Origin of the sequence: Fibrobacter sp. UWB7 (assembly GCF_900142945.1) — a bacterium.
Taxonomy (GTDB): Bacteria; Fibrobacterota; Fibrobacteria; order Fibrobacterales; family Fibrobacteraceae; genus Fibrobacter.
Window position 1 is genome coordinate 19219 of sequence record NZ_FRCO01000003.1, and the last position, 12559, is coordinate 31777.

A 12559-nucleotide genomic window follows, 5' to 3' on the forward strand; every position below is an offset into this window, starting at 1 on the left:
CCAACAACTAACCACGAATCACTAACCACTTTTTTATATTTAAAGCACAAAAAATTTTCACTTTAACAGAAGGTTAATAAAATGGCTAAAATCGCTAAAGTTTGGGCTCGTCAGATTTTGGATTCCCGTGGCAATCCGTCTCTCGAAGTCGATGTCACTCTTGACAACGGTATCGTTGGTCACGCAGCTGTTCCGAGTGGTGCTTCCACTGGTGAACGCGAAGCTTGCGAACTCCGCGACGGCGACAAGAAGACTTATCTCGGCAAGGGCACTCTCACTGCCGTGAAGAACGTCAACACCAAGATCGCTAAGAAGATCGTTGGCATGGATCCGTCCAAGCAGACTGAAGTTGATGACGCTATGATCGAACTCGACGGCAACCGCATGCTCAAGAACACGCTCGGTGCAAACGCTATCCTCGGCGTTTCCATGGCTGTTTGCGTTGCTGCTGCTAAGGATGCAGGCCTTCCGCTTTACCAGTACATTGCTAAGCTCCATGGCACTGAAAAGCTCACCCTCCCGTGCCCGATGTGCAACGTGATCAACGGTGGTGCTCACTCTTCCGCTCCGATCGACTTCCAGGAATTCATGATCGCTCCGGTTGGCGCTAAGACTTTCTCCAAGGGTCTCCAGATGGTGACCGAAATCTTCCACGCTCTTAAGGCTGTCCTCAAGAAGGGTGGTTTCGACACGACGGTTGGTGACGAAGGTGGCTTTGCTCCGGGCGTTGCTATCAAGCCGGCTAAGAACAAGTTCGGTTACGAAATCAAGGACGTGATGACCCTCGAAAAGGCTCTCGCTGCTTTGAAGACCGCTACTGAAAATGCTGGTTACGTTTTCGGCAAGGACATCAAGATCGCTCTTGACGTTGCTTCTTCCGAATTCTGCGACAAGGAAACTGAAAAGGAAGGCTCCAAGGCTGTTACCTACACGTTCAAGAAGAGCACCAAGAAGACTGTCAAGTCTGCTGACATGGTCAAGCTCTATGAAAAGCTCATCGACAAGTACTCCATCTTCTCCATTGAAGACGGTCTCGATGAAGCTGACTGGGCAGGTTGGAAGGTTCTTACCGACAAGCTCGGTGGCAAGATCAACCTCGTGGGTGACGACCTGTTCGTCACGAACCCGACCATCTTCGACGAAGGCATCAAGGCTGGCATCGCTAACGCTATCCTCATCAAGGTGAACCAGGTCGGTTCTGTTTCTGAAACCCTCGCTGCTATCAAGCGTGCTCAGGTTGAAGGCTATGCTCCGATCGTTTCTCACCGTTCTGGCGAAACCGAAGACACCTTCATTGCTGACCTCGCCGTCGGTACTGCCGCTGGCCAGATCAAGACTGGTTCCCTCTCTCGTACGGACCGCGTCTGCAAGTACAACCGCCTCCTCCGCATCGAAGAAGAACTCGGCAAGGCTGCTGTCTACGCTGGCGACCCGCGCAAGAACTGCAAGGCTCCGGCTGCTAAGAAGACCGCTTGCAAGAAGGGCTGCAAGGCTAAGAAGTAATAGTCTTCTTTTAGAACAAAGTATCTAAGAAGGGCCTCGGCGAAAAGCCGGGGCTTTTTGCATTTGGTGATTTTCTTTCCCTGAAACTTGAAACGTGGATAGATTCTAACTATATTTGGCAATAACACAAAAAACAACCCTTAAATCAAGGCTAGGAAAATGTCAGATCGTTTTATCGTGACCGGCAACTTTACCGATGATCCGTTTGCCATCGACATGGCTCAGTACATCGGTCTCCGTGAAGATATCTCCGACGTGGTCTCCCTGAAGACTTTCGCCAACTCCGAATTCTGCCCCCGCTACATGCTGGATATGGACGACTTGGAACATATCGGCAAGCGCCTGGAAGGCAAGATTGTCTTGATTTGCTCTGTTTCTAACCATGAACGTAGCCGTAACGACTACGCCATGCGTAACTGCATCCTCGCTCGCGCCGCTAAGGACAATGGTGCAGAACAGGTCGTCTTGGTTGAACCGGACCTCTTCTACAGCGCCCAGGATCGCGGCCCGCACCGCATCGGTGAACTCGAAAAGGATCGCCCGGACATCGACCTCAAGAAGTTCGACGGCCAGGCATTCACGAGCCTCCTTTACGCCCAGCTTTTGAAGACTGCTGGTGTCGATGCCGTTGTCACCTGCCACAACCACAGCATCAAGGTGCAGAACCTCTTCAACGAAATTTTCGAAGGCAACTTCCACAACTTGATTCCGACGGACGTTTACGCCCACTACATCAAGAACAGCAACTTTGTTCAGACCGGTAAGGACGGCAACAACCTCGTGATCGTCTCCCCGGACAAGGGTGCACGCCCGTTCATGAACGCCGTGTTCGATGCTCTCCAGCTCCCGGAATGCAAGCGCGTCGTTATGGACAAGGTCCGTACTGGTGAACGTGAAATCAGCATGACCTTCAACCCGGAACTCTCCGACATCAGCATCGAAGAAATCGAAGGCAAGGACGTGATCGTGTTCGACGACATGGTCCGTACCGGTACGACAATCGTGCAGTGCTGCGAACACATCAAGAAGGGCAACCCGAACCGCGTCTGCTTCGGTGTCACGCACTTCCACACCAGTGCCGAAGCCCGCGAAAAGCTCAACAGCCCGGCTATCGATGAAATCCTCACGACCTCTACGCTCCCGGATATCATGAACCGTGACTGCCAGGGTCGTCTCCGCAAGAAGCTCACTGTCTTGAAGCTCGGCAAGTGGATTGCTCGCCACGTGATGCAGATGTACGGCATGGACGATGGCCGCTTCGAGAAGGACTTCTACAAGATCGATATGTCCTCCAAGAATCCGCGTTGGCCGCCTGCATTCTTCTAATAGAGTCTGTATATGGAAGAAAGTCCGGATGTCGAGAGACGTCCGGATTTTTAGTTTTTGAACATTTTTCTGGAAAAGTGGTTTAAATGTCCGGAGAAAGTGTTGTTTAGCTTGACATAAATATTTTCGCTGATTTGAAATTTTAACAATAAAACGTATTATTTTTATAAGATAGGATATGGGAACCACTTTATGGCAGATGAACACTCGATACCGTTGACGACAAATATCTTGGACGGGGTAGGCATAGGGCTTTGGGCTGTCGAAATTGATGACGGCTGCGCTCCGCGTATGACGGCGAACCCGACTATGCTCAAGTTGCTTGGGCTTGAAGAGGGTGTTTCTGCCGAGGACATTTTCCACGCCTGGTTTGATAATATCGACCCGGAACATTTTGCCGAGGTCAAGGCGTATGTCGACAAGATGAGTGCAGGCGAGGCGCCTGAAATTCAATACCCTTGGCATGCCCCCGATGGCCGTGTCCGTTTTGTCCGTTGTGGTGGTACCCGCAATTACGATTATAAGAAAGGGGTGAGGCTCGAAGGCTGGCACAAGGATATCACTGAGCTTGCGCTGATCCAGAAGACCACCGAAGAAGAGCTGCGTGACGAAATCAAGACAATGGATCTTGATACAAAGCGCGAACGCTTGCAGAGTGCCCTCAATGAAAAGCTTTATGGAAAGGCAATTCTCGACAAGGCGTATAGCTATTTCAAGGTGAACTTGTCGGAGGGCAAAGTCTCTCGCCCCTTTATCCAGATTATTGAAGGCAAGTCCGTTGATGTGAGCGAATCTTTTGGCGAAGATTTCCCTCATTATGATGCGATTGTCGAAAAGATTGCCGACCAGCTCGTGGATAAGGAATACCGTAAGGCTTTTGTGCAGCACCTCTCGGCAAAGTCGCTTATAGACCAGGTCAAAAAAGGCGATTCCATCCCTGAATACACCTGCCGTTTTTATTCGCCGCACATCGGCTGGCATTACAGCCGTTTTGTCTGCTACGTTTCTAAGAACGAAATCCTGAATGAATACCAGGCGATGATGGTCGCTTACAACGTCTCGGAACAGCAGAAACAGGATGCCGCAATTCGCGACTGCATCGATGTTCTCTATAAGGAAAATCGTTCCAAGGATGCTATCGAAGAACTGCTTGCAACGCTTGCTTCGTATTACGATGCCGATAGGGCGTACATCCTGGAATGCGACAAGGAAAGGGAATACCTCAGTAGCACTTATGAATGGTGCCGTAAAGGTGTGAGGCCCAACAAGGCGGGGCTCCAGCGTATTCCATTGGAGATGATCAATCCGTGGATAGAGTCCGTGGGCGACATGGACGCCGTCTATCTCGAATCGCAGGATGATGAATACGGTGTCTGGGAAAGGCTGTACAGCTCGTTGCCGGTTCTAGATATCAAGAGCATAAGCGTTTCGACGATTGCTTCGAATGAACAGCGTTACAGTTTCCTTGTTTTAGACAACCCCAAGGAATCGCAGAAGAATTTTGCTGTACTCAAGCTCGTCGCGAGTTTTGCCGAAAACGAAATCAACCGCAGAAAGCGCATGGACGAAGATGCTGCGGTGACTTCGCTCTTGGCGTCGGACTATTCGTGCATCTTCTATTGTGACCTGGAATACGACTTGGTGACGGCGCATAAGCTGAATCCGGGAATCCAGAAGATGCTTGGTGATTCTCTGGGTGAATTTACCTATAGCGGTGCGATTGATTATATCGTCAGTAAGGTTGTTGCCTCTGAATATCAGGATGCCGTGCTGAAGAAGCTTTCGGTCAAGAATCTCAAGTCGCTATTGCAGAAGAAGGGTGTCACGAGTTTTGAATTCGTGAGCTATTCGGACAAGTTCTGCGAGTGCAAGGTCGTTGCCGTCAACAGGGGGCAGAAAGCTTTCGTAATCGGTTTTGCCGACAAGGATGAGCAGATCCGTACGGCTCGCATGCACCAGAAAAAGATTGAACAGGACTTGGAAATTATCGATATCCTCGCGTCGGAATATTCGGCGGTCTATTATATCGATCTGGAAAAGGATACGATTACTCCGTATTCGATGAACAAGGAATCGGAATCTCTGTTTGGTAGCCGTTTCCGTTCGGGAATCCCGTATTCCAAAGCGTTTGATGAATACGTCGAAGGTGTGGTCTGGGAACGCGACCGTGAAAAGATGCATAAGGCGGGCGCTCTTGCCAATATCAAGAAAGAGCTTACCTTGCAGAAGACTTTCATCACGACGTACCGTGGCGATGTCGAGGGCAGACCGCACTATTGCGAAATGAAGTTTGTGAAAGTGGGCGATGAGTTCGATCGTCCGGTCGCTGTGGCGCTTGGCTTTGCCGAAAAGGATGACCTGATTCTCAAGGATTTTGTGAACGACATCCTGTACGATGACTACGTGTCCATTTACTTTGTGAATGTCGAAGACAATTCCTTCCGTACCATCAAGTCTTCGAATGTACCGTGGGTGGAAAAGCGTCCTCTGTACAGTACGTATTCCTATGAAGTCAAGAACATCAGCACCCTCGTCATGGAAGAATTTAGGCAGGACTGGCAAAAACTTTCAAACCTGTTCTATGTGCAAAAATTCCTGCAAAATGCGGACCAGCGCGAACAGGAATTCAAGATTGAAAGTGGCGAATGGCTGCGTGCAAAGTTTACGACCATTGAGCGCAATGACCAGCATGAGGTGGTTTCGTTTGTGCTCTCGTTTATGCTATTGAGCGATGACCAGGTTGAAAAGCTGGAACTGGATGCAAAGATTGCCGAGCAGAACGACTTGCTTGAAAAACAGCAGGTGATGCTCCAGAAGGCGCTTTCGATGGCTCAGTCTTCGGACCGCGCAAAGACGACGTTCCTCTCGAACATGAGTCACGATATCCGCACTCCGATGAATGCGATTGTCGGCTTTACAGGGCTTGCGATGGCGCATATCGACGAAAAGGAACTTGTGTTGGATTACTTGCGCAAGCTTGGGCAGAGTTCCAATCATTTGCTTTCGCTCATTAACGATGTGCTGGATATGAGCCGTATCGAATCGGGCAAGATGGTACTCTCCGAAAAAGACGAGGACCTGATAGAAATTATCAATGCGCTCAAGGATATTGTCCAGGCGGATATCGATGCGAAGAATCTCACTTTTGAAGTGGAGATGAATATTTGCGAGGCGGGTATCGTTTGCGACAAGTTGCGCCTGAATCAGGTGTTGCTGAACGTGCTCTCGAATTCAATCAAGTACACGCAGGCAGGTGGCTCGATTCATGTGCAGGTGACCGAAAAGGAATCCATGAAGCGCGATTCGGCTCTGTATGAATTCCGCATCCGCGATAACGGTATGGGGATGAGCGCCGAGTTCCTGAAAACGATTTATGAACCATTTACACGTGCAAGTACTTCGACGGTAAGCGGCATTCAGGGGACTGGCCTTGGCATGTCCATTACCAAGAATATCGTCGAGATGATGGGTGGTCGCATTGAAATCTTTAGTGAAGAGAACGCAGGGACCGAAGTTGTTCTTGAGCTGGATTTCAAGTTGCACGATAGTGCCCGCATGCGTGCGCAGATGAGCGATGGCAATTTCGATTTTGCCGGCAAGAAGATTTTGCTTGTCGAAGATAATGAAATGAACCGTCAGATTGCATGCGACATCCTTGAAGATAACGGGTTTGAAGTCTTTACGGCAGAAAACGGTCAGGAAGCGGTCAAGCTTATTGAACTTTCTGTGCCGGGGCAGTACGATCTTGTGCTGATGGATGTGCAGATGCCGGTGATGGATGGTTATGCGGCAACGCGTGCTATCCGCGTGCTCCCTGCAGGGTATCAGTCGCGAATCCCGATTGTCGCAATGACGGCGAACGCCTTTGAAGAAGACCGCAAGGCTGCTCTTGATGCAGGCATGGATGAGCATATTTCCAAGCCGATAGATGTAGACAAAATGAAGTATATTTTGTCGAGATTTCTTAAGAAGTGAAGCTTAAATGTTAAAGAATGTTGATGGTGTCCACAATGAAAAGGTGATGCATAGGGATCACCTTGTTTTTGCCATTGTTCTCGTTGTCGTGACGGCTTTGGTGTTCTTGTTTATTTGCCAGAAGATTTTGAAAATCGTTGAAGACGGGTGCTTCAATAGGCTTCGTGAATATGCCGAGGTGGCGTCGAATGAATTTATCATGAGCAACCTGCACTACGGCGGAACGCTCCAGTTTGTGGCGGATGCCTTGAGTGACCGTAGCGATTACTCTGTCGACAGCTTGCGACCGAAATTGGATGAGATGCAGCCGTTCTTGCGTGACCAGAAAATCAATATCCTTTTGCCGGGCGATACGGTCGTTTTGTCGGATGGCGCCTTGACGAGTTCAAAGGGGATGGGGATCTCGTTTGAAACTGAAGCCGCAGAAGCTGCCCATGTGACGGTCCGCCTTGAAAGTGACAAGCAAGAGGAAAAACTCCTGTATCACTTTGTGCCGATTAAGAGCCACGGGAAAACGGTTGCCATTGCGTACTGGAATTTTAGCTTGGGACTTATCCACCAGTACTTGCGAAAGGACAAGCGCTATGACCGCAAGATGTATGTATATGTCATCAATCGCGATGATGGACGCTTTATTGCGGACACCAAGCATGATTCGCTGAAGAGCATCCATGATTACATGAACGAGATGGATAACGAAAGGGGATTGTTCTCGGCGCTTGTGGATAGCATGCTTGTGGGGGCAACGGGCGAGGCTTGCGTTGAAAACTATTGGGAAGAGTCCAATTGCTTCTTCTACAAACCCTTGGCGGTAAACCACTGGAGCATTGTCATTTCGTCTCCTGAAAAGAATGCGATGGCGGCAATCCATAAGGTGCGCTTTATTCTGCTCTGTTTCGCTATTGTGTTCTTGATTTTCTTTTTTGCTTACTTTGTGTTGCTCCGTCGCGTCGCAATTCGTTGCTTTGCAAATGAAGCTGACCGGGTTAAGCAAGATGATGTGGGCAAGGTGCGCTACATGCAGATGAAGCTCTTGGGGCTTTTGTCCAAGAACTTTATCCATATTTATTACGTGAATCCGGAATCGGGATCTTACGTTGTGTACCCGAGTGCGATGAACGACTTGTACAAGGAGATCCTCAGCCGCTTTGACTGCAATGTCTCGCTGTACGACATCATGAATAATGATGAACTCACGAAAATCCACAAGGACGATTTGGAACTTTGCCATAGCGTGTTTAACAAGGAAGCGTTCCTTGAAATGATGGGTTCAAATGAATCCCGAAAAGTGGTGGACATGCGCTGGTTCATCAATGGCAACTGGGTCTGGCTGCGCCATACGCTGATTGGTCTTGCCGATGGCAATGGCGGCGGCTATGTACTTATTGGTGTTGAAGACGTGAACGATGAAAAGGTCGCTATCGAAGCAGAACGCGAAAGACTTTCTGTGATCAAGGGCCTTTCGGAAGACTTCACGCTCGTGAGCTTTATCAACCCGTCCACACGCGAAGACCATCTTTATTATGTGAAGAAAAACAACTGGGCCGATAACCCGAATTGGAAAAAGGTTGGGAATTTCGAGGACCGCCTGAAGCTGATTGCAAATACGCTTGTGCACCCCGATGACCGTAAGATGTTCATGGAAATGACGACTCGCGATGTCGTGATAGAACGTCTTGCCGCGAAGGGCGCCTATTATGTCAACTACAGGATGATTATCAACGGGGCGGTTGAATATTGGCAGCTCAAGTTCGTGATGGCGGGCAAGGCGCCCGATGCCCAGGAACAGATTGTGGCGGGCTTTATCAGCGTCGATGAATCGACCCGTTTGCAACTGGAACAGAAGGAACAGCTTGAAACGCAGGCTGAGGCATTAAAGCAGGCGCTCTCGGCAGCGCAGGCGGCAAACAGCGCCAAGAAGGAGTTCCTCAATAGCATAAGCCATGAAATCCGTACTCCGCTTAACGCTGTCATTGGCCTTACCTCGATTGCCTCGTCGCATGTGGGGGATGCAGAACGCGTGAAGGATTGCCTGGTGAAAATTGACCAGAGCTCCGATCGCCTGCTTTCGATTATCAACGACATTCTCGACATGAGCCGTATTGAATCGGGCAAGTTCGACCTCAAGGAAGCTCCGACGCACTTGTTCGAAGTCGTTCACGAGGTGGAACGCGATATTCGCAATGACTTGCAGGCGAAGGACCTCAAGTTTGAACTGGATTGCGTTGGCATCAATGATGACGAAGTCGTTTGCGATAAGGACCGCTTGAGCCAGGCGCTTCTCAAGGTGCTTTCGAACGCTATCAAGTTTACGAAGGAAGGCGGCACTATCTCGATGAGCGTCAAGGAAACTCCGCTTACAAAGTCGAGCTATGCGGCATACGAGTTCCGTATCAAGGATAACGGCATCGGCATGAGCGAAGAATTCCTCAAGACGGTTTACGAGCCGTTTGCAAGAGAATCTACGGTGTCGAGGGATGTCCGCGGCATGGGCCTTGGCCTTGCGATTACGAAGAACTCCGTCGAGATGATGGGTGGTCAGATTGAAATTGCGAGCCGCCTGAATGTCGGTACCGAAGTTGTAATGACGTTTGAATTCAAGTTGGTGCAGTCGAAGAAAAACGACGAAAGCGATGCTGTTGTCAACTCTGGATTTGCGGGCAAGAGGGTTCTCCTTGTCGAAGACAATATCCTCAACCGCGAAATTACGATGGAAATCCTCCAGGACAATGGCTTTATCGTGACGGCGGTGGAAGATGGCGATATTGCCGTGAAAATGCTCTCGAAGGCAAAGTCGAGACCGTTCGATGTCGTCTTGATGGACGTTCGCATGCCGGTGATGGACGGTTACGAGGCAACAAAGCGCATTCGCGCTCTCGAAAACAAGGATGTTGCCGAAATTCCGATTATAGCCATGACGGCTAACGCATTTGACGAAGACCGCAAGGCTTCTTTCGAGGCGGGCATGAACGAGCATATTGCAAAGCCGGTCAGCGTTGAAAAGCTGAAGGACATGCTTGCGATGTTCTTGTAATTTTATTCCTATTTATCTGTTACAACGGTGGTATGTCTCCAAAAAATGTAAAAAAGTTATCTATATTGAAAAGCATATGTCAGCACGAGTAACAAGCAGCGATAAAATTGAAGATATGTTTCCGGAAACCCCGGTACGTAAGATCATCACCCCGATCGAGCGCCTGATGAAGGTGGAGACGACGGGCGGCATAGTGCTTATCATTATGACGCTTGCGGCTCTCATCTGGGCGAACTTGAGTCCGTCATCGTACGAGCACTTTTGGCATTTGCCGTTCGTGGTGACGATAGGCAGCTGGGTGGGGGCTGGCGACTTGCACTGGTTCATCAACGATGCGCTGATGACGATATTCTTCTTCAATATCGGGCTTGAAGTCAAGGGCGAAATGACCTATGGCGAACTCCGCGATCCGAAGGCGGCGAGCCTCCCGATTATTGCGGCTGCTGGCGGTATGCTTTTCCCGGCGCTGATTTACTTGGCGCTTTGCCCTCCGGGTACGTCACATGGCTGGGGAATCCCGACGGCGACGGATATCGCGTTTGTGGTGGGCTGCATGGCGATTTTGGGCAAGAAGGTGCCGCATGCGCTCCGCGTGATGATTTTGACTTTGGCCATTGCGGACGATATCGGCGCGATTCTCGTGATTGCGATTGGATACCCGAGCGGCGACGGCATCAACTTTAGCGCTCTTGGAATGGCTTTTGTGCTCCTTGCCTTGTTCAACGTGTTCTTCCGCATTGGCGTGCGCAACATGCTGCTGCTCCATTTCACGGGTATTGCCGTGTGGGCGTTCTTTGTCAAGTCCGGTGTGCACCCGACGATTGCGGGCGTGCTCCTTGGCCTCTCCGTGCCTGCTAAGGCCGTGGTGGCGAAAGGCGTGGTGGCCCAGTTTGCAAATGGCGTGGGCAATGTGCTTTCGGGCGAGACGAAGGACCGCAATGAACAGTACGAAGTGTTTACGATGCTCAAGCGCGGGGCAAGCGAAAGTGTTTCGTTGCAGGAACGCTTGTACAAGATGCTTGTGCCTTGGGTGAACTTTGGCATCATGCCAATTTTTGCGCTTGCAAATGCCGGTGTCGAAATCAAGCTCGGTGGCCTTGACGTGCCTGTGCTTGGCGCCGTGGCGCTCGCCCTCATTTTCGGTAAGCCGATAGGCATTTTCCTCTTCAGCCTCTTGTCCGTAAAGATTGGCGTTTCCAAGAAGCCGAGCTACTCCTGGAAGGTTTTGTGGGGTGGCGGCATGCTTGCCGGTATCGGATTTACGATGGCTCTGTTTGTCGCTGGCCTTGCTTTTGAAGACGGTGCAAACAAGGATTCTGCAAAGCTTGGTATCCTCCTTGGAAGCTTTAGCGCGGCCATCCTTGGAACCATCTACATGAGCATAGTATCGAAAGAGCATAAGCAGTAGGAAGTCGCGGCATGCCGCACTTCGTCTACATGCTCCGTTGCAAGGGTGACCGCATTTACACGGGCTATGCCGTGGATGTCGATGCCCGCTATGAAGAACATTGCAGTGGGCGTGGCGCGAGGTTTACCAAAGCGTTCCCGCCGGAATGCATTTTACGCACATTTGAACTCGAAACTCGCGAAGAAGCGCTCCGCCTAGAGGCTCGCATTAAAAAGCTCAAGCGCCCGCAAAAGGAACTCCTTGCTGCGGGTAATTCTGCGTTAGAAGGTGAACTGCGTGCAGGTCTTGGCGAACGCCTTAAGCCGAAAAAGAAACGCCGGAAACGCCTATTGTTTTAATCGGTAAATGAATGTACATTATTTATGTATGTTATCTATCGAAGACGCCAAAAATCAGGAAGACCTCTTCCAAATAAAGTCCGCCATCATGAGCAAGAAACTCGAAGATGTTGGCGGTCGAAAAGGCGTGATGGAAATTTTGAGTTTGTCCCTAGATGCGTACAAGAATAAGGATTACGAAAAGTCTCTCAAAATTCTTGAACCGCTGATGCAGGTACTTAAGGAACATCCTTTTGTGACTAGCGATGATGTCCGCTATGTCGCCATCTCGGATGAAATGGAATGGGTGCTTTATCAGCATTTTTGCCAGAATCCGTCGCAACAGGTAAAGAACGTCGGCGTCGTCTGCCCGATGGACTGGATTTACCGCCAATATGCGCTTGCTGCATTGGATTTGGGCGACTACTCTACGGCGTTGAAAGGCGTGACCGAAGCCGTCCAGTGGAACCCGACCTCTGCAAAATGCAGAATCTTGTATGCGATGCTCTGCAGTGCTGAAGGTCACTGGGAGAACTTGCTCAAAGAAATTGTTTCTGCCATGAAGTACACGTATCGTTCTAGCGATATGATCCATTGCTTCCGCTTTTTGAAGGATTATTTTATTTATAAAAAGATGTATGATGTGGCTGTATATTGCAGCTTTTTACGCTCGCGCTTTTCGTCTTCTGAAAATGTAATGCTTGAAATCGTGGGCGATATGGTCATGCTCCTTAAACGCACGAATTTTGACTACAGCAGTATAAACGATGACGATATGATTGCTGCTTGTAAAAAGTATGGGTTTATGCCCAACTTTAATCCAGAAGTAATTGCAGTAGCTCAAGACAGTTACGAAGACGCCTTCCTTGCAAAAGATACAGGGCGCGCCGCTTATTTCGCACAAATCATGGAAGACCTCAAAACGGAACAAGAAAAAAGAGATGCCGTCAATCTACGGCAACTCTTCGAAAGTCACAGAAATCCAGTAAGCTAGGC

General features: G+C 49.7%; 7 protein-coding genes. All 7 read left to right on the forward strand.

Annotated features, from left to right (window positions below; all coding sequences use genetic code 11):
* The first annotated feature begins 81 nt into the window (after positions 1–81).
* The 7 genes from eno (at position 82) to BUC30_RS10015 (ending at position 12557) form a co-directional block, all read left to right on the forward strand.
* Complete coding sequence (eno, locus tag BUC30_RS09985) at positions 82–1503, forward strand: phosphopyruvate hydratase (RefSeq protein ID WP_073424724.1); 1422 nt, start codon at positions 82–84, stop codon at positions 1501–1503.
* 159 nt (positions 1504–1662) lie between these two features.
* Complete coding sequence (locus BUC30_RS09990; RefSeq protein ID WP_014545977.1) at positions 1663–2829, forward strand: ribose-phosphate diphosphokinase; 1167 nt, start codon at positions 1663–1665, stop codon at positions 2827–2829.
* A 192-nt stretch (positions 2830–3021) separates the two neighbouring features.
* Entirely contained in the window at positions 3022–6804 is a 3783-nt protein-coding gene (locus BUC30_RS09995) for a PAS domain-containing hybrid sensor histidine kinase/response regulator (RefSeq protein WP_073424725.1), read from the forward strand.
* 7 nt (positions 6805–6811) lie between these two features.
* Positions 6812–9838 (forward strand): response regulator, encoded by a 3027-nt coding sequence (locus BUC30_RS10000; protein WP_073424726.1) that lies wholly within the window; start codon positions 6812–6814, stop codon positions 9836–9838.
* Between the two features lie 115 nt (positions 9839–9953).
* Complete coding sequence (gene nhaA, locus BUC30_RS10005; RefSeq protein ID WP_244536582.1) at positions 9954–11246, forward strand: Na+/H+ antiporter NhaA; 1293 nt, start codon at positions 9954–9956, stop codon at positions 11244–11246.
* An 11-nt stretch (positions 11247–11257) separates the two neighbouring features.
* A complete protein-coding gene (locus BUC30_RS10010; RefSeq protein WP_073424728.1) occupies positions 11258–11584 on the forward strand; it encodes a GIY-YIG nuclease family protein in 327 nt (108 codons plus the stop codon).
* 28 nt (positions 11585–11612) lie between these two features.
* Positions 11613–12557: a hypothetical protein gene (locus BUC30_RS10015; RefSeq protein ID WP_073424729.1), complete on the forward strand. Its 945-nt coding sequence runs from the start codon at positions 11613–11615 to the stop codon at positions 12555–12557.
* Positions 12558–12559 lie beyond the last annotated feature (2 nt).